This is a genomic window from Achromobacter sp. 413638, from assembly GCF_043119405.1.
Lineage (GTDB): Bacteria > Pseudomonadota > Gammaproteobacteria > Burkholderiales > Burkholderiaceae_B > Achromobacter.
Window position 1 is genome coordinate 35,048 of sequence record NZ_JBICCO010000008.1, and the last position, 13,529, is coordinate 48,576.

General features: G+C 68.2%; 15 protein-coding genes. 7 read left to right on the forward strand and 8 right to left on the reverse strand.

Annotated elements, in window-relative coordinates; genetic code table 11:
- Positions 1-23: 23 nt before the first annotated feature.
- From ybgF to ACEU5R_RS05355, 3 genes are read left to right on the forward strand one after another with little or no spacing between them, the layout of a single operon-like run.
- The gene (ybgF, locus tag ACEU5R_RS05345; RefSeq protein ID WP_103272449.1) at positions 24-713 is read left to right on the forward strand and encodes a tol-pal system protein YbgF; all 690 of its coding nucleotides are present in this window, start codon (positions 24-26) and stop codon (positions 711-713) included.
- Positions 713-1,756: a FecCD family ABC transporter permease gene (locus tag ACEU5R_RS05350; RefSeq protein WP_392409355.1), complete on the forward strand. Its 1,044-nt coding sequence runs from the start codon at positions 713-715 to the stop codon at positions 1,754-1,756. The genes ybgF and ACEU5R_RS05350 overlap by 1 nt, the downstream gene beginning before the upstream one ends.
- Positions 1,753-2,562 carry an ABC transporter ATP-binding protein gene (locus ACEU5R_RS05355; protein WP_392409356.1) on the forward strand — a complete coding sequence of 270 codons (810 nt, stop codon included), beginning with the start codon at positions 1,753-1,755 and terminating at the stop codon, positions 2,560-2,562. The genes ACEU5R_RS05350 and ACEU5R_RS05355 overlap by 4 nt, the downstream gene beginning before the upstream one ends.
- Positions 2,563-2,590: 28 nt before the next feature.
- Here ACEU5R_RS05355 and ACEU5R_RS05360 read toward each other — a convergent pair whose 3' ends face one another.
- Complete coding sequence (locus tag ACEU5R_RS05360) at positions 2,591-3,088, reverse strand: YbaK/EbsC family protein (RefSeq protein WP_103272446.1); 498 nt, start codon at positions 3,086-3,088, stop codon at positions 2,591-2,593.
- Positions 3,089-3,253: 165 nt separating this feature from the next.
- Between ACEU5R_RS05360 and ACEU5R_RS05365 the strand changes: the two genes are divergently transcribed.
- Positions 3,254-4,069 (forward strand): alpha/beta fold hydrolase, encoded by an 816-nt coding sequence (locus tag ACEU5R_RS05365; RefSeq protein ID WP_103272445.1) that lies wholly within the window; start codon positions 3,254-3,256, stop codon positions 4,067-4,069.
- A 37-nt stretch (positions 4,070-4,106) separates the two neighbouring features.
- Here the strand turns inward: ACEU5R_RS05365 and ACEU5R_RS05370 are convergent, their stop codons facing one another.
- Complete coding sequence (locus ACEU5R_RS05370; protein ID WP_103272444.1) at positions 4,107-4,577, reverse strand: Lrp/AsnC family transcriptional regulator; 471 nt, start codon at positions 4,575-4,577, stop codon at positions 4,107-4,109.
- Between the two features lie 299 nt (positions 4,578-4,876).
- On the opposite strand from ACEU5R_RS05370, the gene ACEU5R_RS05375 reads away from it, so the two are divergent.
- The gene (locus ACEU5R_RS05375) at positions 4,877-5,776 is read left to right on the forward strand and encodes a DMT family transporter (RefSeq protein WP_392409357.1); all 900 of its coding nucleotides are present in this window, start codon (positions 4,877-4,879) and stop codon (positions 5,774-5,776) included.
- Positions 5,777-5,792: 16 nt separating this feature from the next.
- Here the strand turns inward: ACEU5R_RS05375 and fusA are convergent, their stop codons facing one another.
- From fusA to ACEU5R_RS05395, 4 genes are all read right to left on the reverse strand, one after another.
- Positions 5,793-7,904 carry an elongation factor G gene (gene fusA / locus ACEU5R_RS05380; RefSeq protein WP_103272442.1) on the reverse strand — a complete coding sequence of 704 codons (2,112 nt, stop codon included), beginning with the start codon at positions 7,902-7,904 and terminating at the stop codon, positions 5,793-5,795.
- A 277-nt stretch (positions 7,905-8,181) separates the two neighbouring features.
- Entirely contained in the window at positions 8,182-8,646 is a 465-nt protein-coding gene (locus tag ACEU5R_RS05385) for a universal stress protein (protein WP_103272441.1), read from the reverse strand.
- A gap of 90 nt (positions 8,647-8,736) precedes the next feature.
- Complete coding sequence (locus ACEU5R_RS05390) at positions 8,737-9,081, reverse strand: TIGR01244 family sulfur transferase (RefSeq protein WP_103272440.1); 345 nt, start codon at positions 9,079-9,081, stop codon at positions 8,737-8,739.
- A 10-nt stretch (positions 9,082-9,091) separates the two neighbouring features.
- Complete coding sequence (locus tag ACEU5R_RS05395; protein WP_392409395.1) at positions 9,092-10,525, reverse strand: PLP-dependent aminotransferase family protein; 1,434 nt, start codon at positions 10,523-10,525, stop codon at positions 9,092-9,094.
- Positions 10,526-10,745: 220 nt separating this feature from the next.
- On the opposite strand from ACEU5R_RS05395, the gene ACEU5R_RS05400 reads away from it, so the two are divergent.
- Positions 10,746-11,390: a LysE family translocator gene (locus tag ACEU5R_RS05400; RefSeq protein WP_392409358.1), complete on the forward strand. Its 645-nt coding sequence runs from the start codon at positions 10,746-10,748 to the stop codon at positions 11,388-11,390.
- Between the two features lie 6 nt (positions 11,391-11,396).
- Here ACEU5R_RS05400 and ACEU5R_RS05405 read toward each other — a convergent pair whose 3' ends face one another.
- Both ACEU5R_RS05405 and ACEU5R_RS05410 read right to left on the reverse strand, forming a co-directional pair.
- The gene (locus ACEU5R_RS05405) at positions 11,397-12,092 is read right to left on the reverse strand and encodes an LrgB family protein (RefSeq protein WP_103272438.1); all 696 of its coding nucleotides are present in this window, start codon (positions 12,090-12,092) and stop codon (positions 11,397-11,399) included.
- On the reverse strand, positions 12,082-12,486 hold the full coding sequence (locus ACEU5R_RS05410; RefSeq protein ID WP_103272437.1) for a CidA/LrgA family protein: 405 nt from the start codon (positions 12,484-12,486) through the stop codon (positions 12,082-12,084). Before ACEU5R_RS05410 ends, ACEU5R_RS05405 begins: the two co-directional genes overlap by 11 nt.
- Positions 12,487-12,579: 93 nt before the next feature.
- Here ACEU5R_RS05410 and ACEU5R_RS05415 point away from each other — a divergent pair, with 93 nt between their 5' ends.
- Positions 12,580-13,467, forward strand: a complete 888-nt coding sequence (locus tag ACEU5R_RS05415) for a LysR family transcriptional regulator (RefSeq protein WP_392409359.1) — start codon at positions 12,580-12,582, stop codon at positions 13,465-13,467.
- The last annotated feature ends 62 nt before the right edge of the window (positions 13,468-13,529 follow it).

The window sequence follows — 13,529 nt, forward strand, 5'->3', positions numbered from 1 at the left end:
TCTTTTTTCACCCGGGAATTTTCATGCGCAATAACGTTCTGTCCCTGCGTCCCCTGATTGCCTCCGCCGGTCTGGCGCTGGCCGCCCTGGCCGCTCCCGTCCAAGCTTTCGCCGACGACGAGGCCCGCCGGGCCATCCTAGACTTGCGCCAACAGGTGCAACAGCAGAACGAACAGAACCAGCGCGCCCGGCTGCAACTGGCCGACCAGATCCAGGCCTTGCAGCAGGAGGTCGCCCAATTGCGCGACCAGCTCGAACTCGTATCCCGCCAGCAGCCCGGCGCCAAGGGCGGCGGCGCGGCCGGCAGCGCCAACCCGCCTGGCGCGAATGCCGGCGATCCGCAGGAACAGGCCGCCTATGACGGCGCGATCGACCTGTTCCGCAAGGGCCAGTACAAGGAAGCCTCGGAATCCTTCGCCGCCTTCACCGCGCTCTATCCGGCCAGCCAGCTCGCTCCGAGCGCCCAGTTCTACCTGGGCAGCAGCCGCTACGCGCTGAAGGACTTCAAGGGTGCGATCGAGCAGCTCACCAGCATGGTCCAGAAGGCCCCCGACAACGCGCGTGCTCCCGATGCGCTGCTGGTCATCGCCGGCAGCCAGATCGAACTGAACAACCGCGCCGGCGCCAAGACGACGCTGCAACGCATCGTCCGCGACTATCCCAGCGCGCCCGCCGCCGGCACGGCCAAGAGCCGTCTCCAACTGCTGCAGTAATGGCGGCAGCCGCGTCCGCGGTCACCGCCTACCGGCACATCCTGCGCCGCCGGGCAGGGCTCATCGCCCTGCTGCTGGCGGCGATTTTCATTGCACTGCTGGCTGACTTCACGACGGGGCCTTCCCCCCTGTCCTGGAGCGAATTGTGGCGCGCGCTGAGCGCGCCCGCCGCGGCCGATCCCAGCACCCGCGTCATCGTCTGGGACATCCGTCTGCCGCAGGCCCTGATGGCCGCGCTGGTTGGCGCCGCGCTCGGCCTGGCCGGCGCCGAGATGCAGACCATCCTCAACAACCCGCTGGCCAGCCCGTTCACGCTGGGCGTGTCTTCGGCGGCCGCCTTCGGCGCCTCGCTGGCCATCGTGCTCAACCTCGGCCTGCCCGGCGTGCCCGCGGGCTGGCTGATCGCCGGCAACGCCTTCCTGTTCGCCGCGCTGGCCGCCCTGGCGCTGGACGCGGCGGCGCGCTGGGCGGGTATGAACACCCAGGGCGTGGTGCTGTTCGGCATCGCCATGGTGTTCAGTTTCAACGCGCTGGTGTCGCTGGTGCAATTCGTCGCCAGCGCCGAGGCGCTGCAAAACCTCGTGTTCTGGACCATGGGCAGCCTGTCGCGCTCCAGCTGGGCGTCGGCCGGCGCGCTGGCCGCGGCCGTGGCATTGGCCCTGCCGCTGGCCTTGCGTCAGTCCTGGAAGCTGACGGCGCTGCGGCTGGGCGAAGAGCGCGCCGCCAGCTTTGGCGTCGACGTGCGGCGCGTGCGCGTGGCGGCGCTGGCGCGCGTCAGCCTGCTGTCGGCGCTGTCCGTGGCCTTCGTCGGCACCATCGGCTTCATCGGCCTGGTGGCGCCCCATATCGCCCGCCGGCTGTTCGGCGAGGATCACCGCTATTACCTGCCCGGCAGCGCACTGACCGGCGCCACCATCCTGTCGCTCGCGTCGCTGGCGTCCAAGAACCTGATGCCCGGCGTGATCATCCCGGTCGGCATCGTGACCTCGCTGGTCGGCATCCCCTTCTTCGTATCGGTGGTCATGCGCCGCCGCCTGCCATGAACCCGGCTTCCCCCCTTGCGCCCGCGATGCTCGAGGTGGACGAGCTGAAGGCCGGCTATGGCCGGCAGGACGTGCTGCACGGGCTGAGCCTGCCCCCGCTGGCCGCCGGCGAACTCACCGCGCTGCTGGGACCGAACGGCAGCGGCAAGTCCACGTTGCTCAAGACGCTGGCGGGCCTCGTCCGCGTGCGCGCCGGGACGGCGCGGCTGGATGGCCGCGACCTTGCGACGGCCGATCAGGCCGAACGCGCGCGCCACGTCGTCTACCTGCCGCAAGGTCTGCCCGCCGAAGTCCATCTGCGGGTGTTCGAATCCGTGCTGGTGGCCGCCCGCGCCGGCGACGGGCTGGCGCCCTCTGCCAGCCCCGCCGAGATCGAGACGTTGCTGGAACGCCTGGGCATCGCCCCCCTGGCCCTGCATTATCTGGACGCGCTTTCGGGCGGGCAGAAGCAGCTGGTCGGCCTGGCCCAGGCCTTGATCCGCCGTCCGCGCGTGCTGCTGCTGGACGAGCCGCTGTCGGCGCTGGACCTGAACTACCAGTTCCACGTCATGCAATTGCTGCGCCAGGAGACGCGGCAGTACGGGTTGATCAGCGTCATCGTGCTGCACGATCTGAACGCGGCCCTGCAGCATGCCGACCGGGCGGTGCTGATCCACCAGGGCCGGCTGGCGGGGGCCGGCGCGCCCGCGGATGTGATCACGCCGCAGGCACTGGCCGCCGTCTATGGCGTGCAGGGACGCGTGGAAAGTTGTAGCCGGGGCCTGCGCCAGGTGCTGATCGACGGGCTGCTGGCGCATCCGCGCTGACAGCCCGGCCGCGCGGCGGCCAGCGGGGTCAGGCGCGTTGCGCCACGTCCGCGACCGGCGCGCCGGTCATGTCGGCCAGTTGTTGCGGCGTCAGGTTGAACACCGCATGCGGATGCCCGGCGGCGGCCCACAGGCTGTCGTACTGGAACAGATCCTGGTCCAGCAGCATCACCGGCTTGACCGCGTGGCCGATCGGGCAGACGCCGCCGATGGCGTAGCCCGTCATGTCGCGCACGAACTTGGCGTCGGCCTTGGCCAGCGCGCCCACCTGCGCGGACACCTTGGCCTCGTCCACCCGATTGGTGCCGCTGGCGATCACCAGCACTGGCGCGTTGTCGGCAGCGCGGCGGAAGATGATCGACTTGGCGATCTGCGCCACCTCGCAGCCCAGGCCCGCCGCCGCTTCCGCCGAGGTCTTGCCGGTCTGAGGCAGGACCACCACGGGCTTGTCGTGGCCCAGCTCCAGCAGAAGGCGGGCAACACGTTGGGCGGATTCGGGCAAGGCGGCAAGAGACTCCGGGGACATCGGGACAGCTCCGATCAAATGAGTGTTCGCAAAAACCCGCCGGACGGCGGGCGATCCGTAATTAGCATATCAGCAGTTCACGGAGCCGCCGTTCCGGCCTCGGCGCCTCAAAGGGCGCGGCGCGTCGGGCTAGAATGCGACCCTGGCCCTCCCAACCCTGCACCAATGCGTTCCGAACCCGTCCTGCCCCAGCAGACCGCCATCATCGGCGGCTATGCCATGTCCTACACCGAATATGGCAGCGGCGACCCGCTAGTGCTGGTGCATGGTTCGCTGTCGGACAGCCGCTACTGGAAATCGCAGATGGGCCCGCTGGGCCGCAGCCGCCGCGTGCTGGCCGTCTGCCTGCGCCGGTACTGGCCAGAGGCCTGGAACGGCGAAGGCGGTGGCTTCTCTGTCGCGCAACACGCCGAGGACGTGCTGGAGTTCATCGACCAGGTGGCCGGCGGACGCGCCGACCTCGTCGGCCATTCGCGCGGCGGCCGCGTCGCGCTGGAAGTCGCCCTGCGGCGGCCCGACGCCCTGCGCAGCCTGACGCTGGCCGATCCCGGCCTGCCGCTGCCCGGCGAAGATGATCTGCGCGGCAGCTTCCGCCAGGAGGCGCTCACGCTGATCCGGCAGGGCGACGTGGACACCGGCCTGGCGCTGTTCGTGGACACGGTGACCGGCCCCAACACCTGGCAGCGCATGGTGCCCTGGTTCAAGGAAATGGTGCGCGACAATGTCGGCACCCTGTTCGGACAGGTCGACGAGAAACCGCCCGTCCTGACCGCCGCACAGATCGGTGGCCTGGCCTTGCCCACCCTGCTGATCGGCGGCGCCCTCAGCCCGCAGCCCTACCCCGCCGTGCTGGATGCACTCTCGCGCTGGCTGCCACAAGCGCGGCGCATCGACATCGCCGGCTCTTCGCATGGCATGAACCTGGGCAATCCACGCGCGTTCAACGGCGCGATCGACGATTTCCTGAACGGACTGGGTTGAAGCGGCCCGACGCCGCCCCACGCTGGGAACTCATGCCTCACGGCTCGACCGAGGGCGTGTGCTTGAGCCGCCGCAGCACGAACGTGGAACGGCTGTGCCGCACGCCCTTGAGCTTGTACAGGCGCTTGCGCAGGAATTCCTCGTAACCCTCGGTGCCGGCGACGGCGACCTTGATCAGATAGTCGTATTCGCCCGTGACCAGGAAAGCCTCGACCACCTCCGGCAGGCGCGTGATCTCGTCGCCAAAGCGCGCCAGCGTGTCGTCGTCGTGATGTTCCAGCGTCACCTCGATCATGACGGTATCCGGCAGGCCCAGCGCCTTCTGGTTCAGCAGCGCCGCATAGCCCTCGATCACGCCCGCCTCTTCCAGCGCCCTGACGCGGTTCCAGCAAGGCGTGGGCGACAGCCCCACCTGCTCGGCCAGTTTCAGGTTGGTCAGCCGACCGTCGGCGCGCAACGCGCGCAGGATCTTGCGGTCGGTTTCATCGATTTTGGGTGGCGTGGACACGCGGGCGCTCCTGCTCGGGAGAATATCTCTTCAAAATTGAATTCTAGAGGATATTAATTTTCCACATACGCCAGATCAGGCGTGAATGCAGAAACCTATTTTGCGGATCTGCCGATAGACTCTCCATCAAGACAGGCACCACCCCGCCCGTCCGATCCGGCGCCCGAGCGGCGGCACAACCCCGCCCGGACACCGGCGATTCATCGCAGCAAGCCGCGCGCCGACCCGCGCGGCCGGACATCATGCCTCACACCGCAGCACCCGCAGCACGCCCCGGCCTGGGCCTTGCCGGCACGGCCATGCTTTTCAGCGCCCCCGCGCTTTTCGCCTCCAACATGGTGGCGGCCCGATGGGCCCACGACGCCGCCCTTCCCCCCGTTTTCCTGGCCTTCGGCCGCTGGCTGATCGCGCTGCTGATCCTGCTGCCGATCGCCGCGCCCGCGCTGTACCGGCATCGCCAGGCGCTGCGCCGCGGCCTGCCCTCGCTGCTGCCCCTGGCGGTGCTGGGCATGGGCGTGGCAGTGGCGCCGCAATACATCGGCGCGCAGCACACCAGCGCCACGAATATCGCGCTGATCTTCTCGTGCAGCCCCATCCTGGTATCGCTGCTGGAAGCGCTGATCTGGCGCAAGCCCCTGCCGGCCACGCGCGTGGCCGGCCTGTTGCTGGCGCTGGGCGGCGTGTTGACGGTGCTGTCGCGCGGCGACGCCGATGTGCTGGCGCGACTGGCCTTCGGCCAGGGCGATCTGTGGGTGCTGCTGGCCGCCACCGGCTGGGCCTTCTACACGGTGCTGCAAAAGCGCCTGCCCCAGCCCGCGGTGCCTGCCAGCGCCAAGCTGGCCGTGATGATGGCCGCCGGCGCGCTGGCGCTGGCGCCCTTCGCCGCCGTTGAAACGCTGACTGGCGCCGCGCCGGCCTGGAGCGACCCTCGCCTGGCGGCCGCGCTGCTGTTCCTGGCCATCGTGCCCAGCCTTGGCGCGTATTACGTGTACGGCCGGCTGATCAGCCTGGCCGGTCCGGCCACGGCGGGGCTGTCGATGTTCCTGGTGCCAGTCTACGCGGCGCTGCTGGCCTGGCCGCTGCTGGGCGAAGCGCCGCAGCTGTTCCATGCCTACGGCTTCGTGATGATCCTGCTGGGCGTGCGGCTGGCATCGCTGCGCGGGCGCGGCCGGACGGCAACCGCCGCCGCCCCGGCCTGATCCGCCCTCGACGCGATCAGCGGCCGCCGCCCTTGGCCGCGATGACTTCCTGCATCACCTGGCGCGGCGCCTCGGCGTAGTGCTTGAACTCCATGGTGTAAGTGGCCCGTCCCTGCGTCAACGAACGCAGGGACGTGGAGTAGCCGAACATCTCGGCCAGCGGCACCTCGGCCCGCACCAGCTTGCCGCCGCCACCCGCGATGTCCTCCATGCCCTGCACCATGCCCCGGCGCGAGGACAGGTCGCCCATGACGTTGCCGGTGAAGTCCTCCGGCGTTTCCACCTCGACCTGCATCATCGGCTCCAGCAGCACCGGATCGGCGCGCCGCATGCCTTCCTTGAACGCCATGGACGCAGCCATGCGGAAGGCGTTTTCGTTCGAATCCACATCGTGGTACGAACCGAAGAAAAGCGTCGCCTTCACGTCCACCACCGGGTAGCCTGCCAGCACGCCGGCGTTGAGCGATTCGCGGATGCCCTTGTCCACGGCTGGGATGAACTCGCGCGGCACCACGCCGCCCTTGATCGCGTCGACGAACTCGTAGCCCTTGCCCGGCTCCTGCGGCTCCAGCTTCAGCACCACATGGCCATACTGGCCACGACCGCCCGACTGCTTGACGAACTTGCCTTCGACCTCGTCGCAGGTCTTGCGGATGGTCTCGCGGTAGGCCACCTGCGGCTTGCCCACGGTCGCCTCCACGCCGAACTCGCGCTTCATCCGGTCCACCAGGATCTCCAGGTGCAGCTCGCCCATGCCGGAGATGATCGTCTGCCCCGACTCTTCATCGGTGCGCACGCGGAACGACGGATCCTCCTGCGCCAGCCGGCCCAGCGCGATGCCCATCTTTTCCTGGTCGGCCTTGGTCTTGGGCTCCACCGCCTGCGAGATCACGGGTTCGGGGAACACCATGCGTTCCAGGATGATGACGTGCGCCGGGTCGCTGAGCGTATCGCCGGTGGTGACGTCCTTCACCCCCACCGCCGCCGCGATGTCGCCGGCATAGACTTCGGTGATCTCGCGCCGCTCGTTGGCGTGCATCTGCAGGATGCGGCCCAGCCGCTCCTTCTTTTCCTTGCCGGGGATGTAGACGGAATCGCCCGACTTCACCACGCCGGAATACGCGCGGAAGAACACCAGCTGGCCGACGAAGGGGTCGGTCATGATCTTGAAGGCCAGGGCCGAGAACGGTTCCTTGTCGGTCGGATGGCGTTCGATCTCGCGGTCGCGCTCGTCGTGGCCCTTGATTGCCGGCACGTCCACCGGCGACGGCAGGTAGTCGATCACCGCGTCCAGCATGGCCTGCACGCCCTTGTTCTTGAAGGCGCTGCCGCACAGCATGGGCACGATCTCGTTGGCCACGGTGCGGGCGCGCAGGCCCTGCTTGATTTCCTCTTCGCTCAGCGCCTCGCCGGACAGGTATTTCTCGAGCAGCGTCTCATTGGCCTCGGCCGCCTTCTCGACCATCTTCTCGCGCCAGGCTTCGGCCTCGGCCTGCATGTTCGCCGGAATGTCCCGATACTCGAAGCGCACGCCCTGGCTGGCATCATCCCAGATGATGGCCTTCATCTTGACCAGATCGATCACGCCCTCGAAATGATCCTCGGCGCCCACCGGCAGCTGGATCGGCACGGCGTCGCCTTTCAGGCGCTCGACGATCTGGCGCTGCACGCGCAGGAAGTCCGCGCCCACGCGGTCCATCTTGTTGACGAAGGCCAGGCGCGGCACCTTGTACTTGTTGGCCTGGCGCCAGACCGTCTCTGACTGCGGTTGCACGCCGCCGACGGAGTCGTACACCATGACGGCGCCGTCCAGCACGCGCATGGAGCGTTCGACCTCGATGGTGAAATCCACGTGCCCCGGCGTGTCGATGATGTTGATGCGGTGCTCGGGATAGTTGCCGGCCATGCCCTTCCAGAACGCGGTGGTGGCGGCCGAGGTGATGGTGATGCCGCGTTCCTGTTCCTGTTCCATCCAGTCCATCACGGCGGCGCCGTCGTGCACCTCGCCGATCTTGTGAGTGATGCCTGTGTAGAAGAGGATGCGCTCGGTGGTGGTCGTCTTGCCCGCGTCGATATGGGCGCTGATGCCGATATTGCGGTAAAGCTCGATGCGCGTCTTGCGAGTCATGGCCTCTTCCCTTGCTGTGTGCAGATGGGCGAAGACGGCAAGCCCGACCGGGCGTTGCCGCGGCGGGCGCGAGGCCGCGGCCAGATGCGTTGCGTACCGCGCGCCCGCACTTGCATCGCCAATATTACGCGCGGCGCGTCAGGCTGCAAGAGGGAAAGCAAAGGGAGCGCTGCACGGGGTGGACGAAACGCGCGGCCAAGCAAAAGCCCCTCCGGAAGGAGGGGCTTGATGCCCGCAGGGGCGGCGCACTGACGGACGGCTGAAGCCGCCCGCGCGCTTACTTCTTGTCTTCCTTGACGCGGTACACCAGCACGGCGGTGCTGGCCAGCGACAGCACCTTGGCCGTGACGCTGCCCAGCAGCAGACGCGACAGGCCGCTGCGGCCATGGCTGCCGATGAAGATCAGGTCGCAGCCCTGGTCTGCGGCGGCCTGGACGATGCCGTCTGCCACGTTGAAGTTGGACACGGCGCGCGACTCGGACTTCACGCCGGCGGTGTCGGCGCGATCGGTGATCTGCTTCAGGTACTTATCGGCCTGCTCGGCCGAGGCCTTTTCGTAGTCTTCGTCGGTGATGGCATAGGCGGCCGCCATGCCGTCAAAGCCGATGGTGGCCGCGAAGGGCTGGGTCACGTACAGGGCAACGACTTCGGCGCCCACGGAGCGCGCGAACGAAATACCCGCATTGGCGGCCTGCGCGGACAGCGGCGAACCGTCGGTGGGAATCAGGATCTTCTTGAACATCTTGCCTGCTCCTGGTTTGAGGACAGTCTCCATGCTACCGGAAAAACCCGCCAGATTCGCATCAAGCGAACCTGGCGCCCTTGACGCCGATCAAGCCAGTTGCTGGGCGGCGGCGAAAAGATTGGTGCACCGGGTGCCCGTGCGGCAGTAGGCCAGCACCGGACCGGGCAAGGTGCGCAGCAGCTCGGCGAAGCGCTGCACATCGGCGATCGTCATGGCGCTGCCAACGACCGGCTGGTATTCGATCCGCAGGCCGGCGGCCTGGGCGGCCTTGGACACGTCCGCGGCGGTCGGCTGGTCGGGACCGCCCTCGAAATCCGGACGGTTGATGATGACGCTCTTGTAGCCGGCGGCGGCCACATCGGCCATGTCGTCGGGGCCCAGTTGCGGCGCGACGGCGAAGTTCTCGGTAAGGGGCTTGATCGGTGCGGACATGGCGGTTCCTTCAGGTGGAGTGCTGCCCATTATTATTGCAGGAGAGGCCGGGCATGAAGAGCTTTTCCAGTTTCGCCCAGATGTCATTGTGATCCACCATCGTGACGGAAAAACGCACCATGGAGGACGGCGCCTGCGACGGCGAGAACAGCGTGCCCGGCGCCAGCAGCAGGCCCTGGTCGGCCGCCTCGCGCGCCAGCACCTCGCTGTCGCGTCCGCAGTCTGCCCACACGAACATGCCGGCATGCGGTTCGCGCGGCACGGTCAGGCCCAGTGCCGTCAGCCCTTGCACGCAGCGCCGGCGAGCCTCGTCGACCCGGGCGCGAACGCGCTCGGCGTGACGGCGGTACTGGCCCTCCATCAGCACGCGGTGAATGACCCGCTCGCCCAGCTCCGGCGATGTCAGTCCGGCCAGCATCTTCAGGTCCGCCAGCTTCTGCAGGATGTCGGGGTGCGCCGCCACGTAGCCCACCCGCAGGCTGGCGGCCAGCATCTTGGAATAGCCGCTCACCAGGATCACGCGCCGCAGCCGGTCCAGCACGGCCAGCTTCATGGCGCCGCCTGGATGCAGATCGCCGTAGGTGTCGTCCTCGACCACCAGGAAATCATGGCGCTCGGCAATGCGCAGGATCTCGTAGGCGATGCCCGCCGACAGCGTATGGCCCGTGGGATTGTGGACCGCGCTGTTGATGATGAAGAGCTTGGGCTTGTGCTCGGCGGCCAGCCGATCCAGCAGCGCCGTGTCCGGACCGTCCGGCCCGCGCGGCACGCCGATCAGCCGGGCGCCAAACGCCGCCAGCCGGCCGAAAATCAGGAACCAGGCGGGATCCTCGACCAGCACCGTATCGCCGGGTTTGACCAGGTGCCGCGCGATCAGGTCCAGCGCGTGCGTGACGCCATTGGTGGTCAGCAGATTGCGCTCGGGATGGGCGGGCACGCCCTCGCCCTGCAGCGATGCGGCGATCTGCTGGCGCAGCGGCAGAAAACCCTGCGGGTGGCCGTAGGACACGAGCTGGCCGCGCACCGACCGGCCCACCGCGCGCACGGCGCCCGCCACCATTTCGGGATCCAGCCAGTCCGGCGGCAACAGGCCGGCGCCGCCCGGCATGCCGTGGACGGAGGTTTCGCGGAACATGCTGCGCAGCAGCCAGGCCACGTCCACCCTGGCCGGCGCGGCCAGGGTATGGGCAGGCGCGGGCGCGACGGCGGCCAGGGGGCCGCTGCGGGCGCGCACGAAAAAACCCGCTCCGCGCCGCGACTGCACCAGCCCGCGAGCGACCAACCGGTCGTATGCTTCCACCACGGTGAAACGACTGACGCCGGATTGCTCGGCCATCTTGCGGATGGACGGCAGGCGGGTGCCGGGGCGCAGGCCCTGTTCGTCGATGCGGCGGGCCAGGCCCTCGGCCAACTGCGCCACCAGCGTGGCGTCGGCCTGGCGCACGGGCTGCCAGGGCAGGGTTGAAGACGTGGCGGGAGCGACTGTCATGGGAATATCACCAGGCCAGTTGATAAAGTGAGTTGCCAAAGTGTACCGGTACTGTACCGATAACTATGCGTAGAGTGACAGCAATGCCGCCGACCCGCAAGTGCGCGCCCGGCGGCCCGCCCCAACACGCAGACAGTTCCGTAAGCGGATGCCGGGCACCCATAAGGACCGCAACATGAGTTTGATCCCCGCCAACTGGGCCGACGTGCCCCTCACCTCCCTGTCGCTGCTCGGCCCGCTGGCCCTGTTCGCGCTGGTCAGTTCGATCACGCCCGGACCGAACAACGTGATGCTGGCCACGTCCGGGCTGAATTTCGGCTTCCGCCGCACCATTCCGCACCTGCTCGGCGTGAGCATCGGCTTCACGCTGATGGTGTTCCTGGTCGGTGTCGGCCTGGGCTCGGTGTTCCAGCAGGTCCCTGCGCTGTACACCGTGCTGAAGTACGCCGGCGCGGCCTATCTGCTGTACCTGGCCTGGAAGATCGCCAATGCCGGCGAGATGAAGGACGGCGTCAGCCGCGCCAGGCCCATGACCTTCCTGCAGGCCGCCGCTTTCCAGTGGGTCAATCCCAAGGCCTGGGTCATGGCGGTGGGCATTATCGCGACCTACACGCCGCAGGCCAGCTTCTTCGCCAATCTGGTCATCGCCACCGTGGTCTGCGGACTGGTCAACCTGCCCAGCGTCGGCGTCTGGGTCACCTTCGGCACCGCGTTGCGCCGCGTCTTGCACAAGCCCGCCGCGATCCGCGCCTTCAACGTCGGCATGGCGCTGCTGCTGGTGGCCTCGCTGTATCCGGTGGCGCTGGACCTGCTGCGCTGAAACCGGTCAATGGGCCAGCAGGCCGGCCACCACGGCCGGCGTGACCAGCACGTTGAACAGGCCAGCCATCACCATCACCAGGCCCGCGACCGCGCCCTCCTCGGCCGCCAGCTCGCGGGCCTTCGCGGTTCCCGCGCCGTGCGCGCCCATGCCGAACAAGGCGCCGCGCGCCAGCGAGGAACGCAGCGGCAGCCAGCCGCGTACCAGTTGCCCGATCGCCGCGCCGGCCACGCCGGTCACGATCACGAACACGGCAGTCAGATCCGGCACCCCGCCCACATGCGATGACACCGTCATCGCGAACGGCGTGGCGACCGAGCGCGGCAGCAGGCTCAGTCGCAGGTCCGCCGGCAGGTCCAGCATGCTGCCCAGCAGCCAGGCGCTGACGCCGGCGATTAGGCTGCCCACGGCCACCCCCGCGGTCAGCACTGGCCAGTAGCGGCGGATCAACGCGCGCTGCTGGTACAGCGGCAGGGCGAAGGCCACGATCACCGGACCGAGCATGGCGGTGAGCCAATGCGATCCCGCCATGTATTCCCGATATCCCGTATGCAGCGCCAAGGCCAATGCCAGCAGCAGCGCCGGCGCCAGCACCAGCGCCGACGTCCACCAGCGCGCATGGCGCCGGTACGACAGGCGCGCGCAGACATAGGCCAGCACCGTCGCCGCCGGCCAGAACACCAGATGGAATTCAGGACGCATGACGGTTCATCCAGCGGTGGCACAGCTCGATGGTGATCGCCGTGCCCGCCATGACCAGGGCGGTGCCCAACACGATCACCAGCAACAGCTTCAGGCCCAGCAGGCCGATGAATTCGCGGTGATCCAGCAGCGACATCACCGCCGGCACGAAGAACAGCAGCATCTCGCCCAGCAGCAGGCTGGCGCCGCGCTGCAGGTTGCTGGCGCGTAGCAGACGCGACGCCAGCAAGGCCAGCACCAGGCCCAGGCCGATGACGCCGCCGGGCAACGGCAGACCGGACCAGCCGGCCAGCGCCTGACCGAGCAGGGAAAACAGAATCAAGAGCCCGATTTGCAGCAGACGGCTGCGGCGCAGGGCGATGCGCGCGTATAGAAGGCGACGGGACAAGAACATATGAGGATTCCTACGGCCCTTCTGTTTTACGCCTGCGGGGAGCATAGATAAAATGAATTCGATGAATCCTTCGAATTCCAATCAGGAATAAGCATGGAATTGCGCCCCTTGCGCGCGCTGGTCGAGGTCGTCCGCCAGGGCGGCTTTTCCCAGGCCGCCAAGACCATTCACGCCACGCAACCCACGGTCAGCAAGGCGATCAAGCAGCTGGAAGACGAGCTTGGCATGCCCTTGCTGGACCGCCAGGTCTACCCGCCCCGGCTGACCGAGGCCGGCGAAATCGTCTATCGACGCGCCTTGTCGATGTTGGCGGAACGCGACGATCTGCGCGCCGAACTGGATGCGCTGCGCGGCCTGCAGCGCGGCGTGCTGCGCCTGGGCCTGCCCCGGCTGGGCAGCAGCTCGCTGTTCGCGCCCTTGTTCGCGCGCTTTCGCAGCCGCTATCCGCGCATCGAAATCAGCCTGGTGGAACACGGCAGCCGGCGGCTTGAAGAGATGGTGATGGCGGGCGAGATCGAGCTGGCCGCCACGCTGCGTCCGGTGCCCGACAACTTCGACTGGCAGCCGGTGGCGCGCGAACCGCTGATCGCGCTGATGCCGGCGGATCATCCGCGCGCCGGCGCGGCCGCAGTCGGCCTCGTCGAACTGCGCGACACGCCCTTCATTCTGTTCGAGACGGGTTTCGCGTTGAACCGCATCATCCAGGATGCCTGCCAGCGCGCGGGCTTCACGCCCACCGTCGCGGCGCGCAGCGGGCAGACCGACTTCATCGTCGCCCTGGTCGCCGCCGGCCTGGGCGTGGCCTTCCTGCCGCGCATTAAGGCCGACGAGGAAACCCACGCCGGCGTCAGCCGCGTGCCGTTGCGCGATCCGGGCACCGATTGGGAAATGGTGCAGGTCGGGCGGCGCGGCGGCTATCTTTCACACGCGGCGCAAGCCTGGCTGGCGCTGACGCGCGATCCACGTCCAACCACGACATAGGCAAGTACATTTGGACACCAGGCGCGCGCCGAGCCCGCGCGCGCCCGGGGTATGCTCTAGCC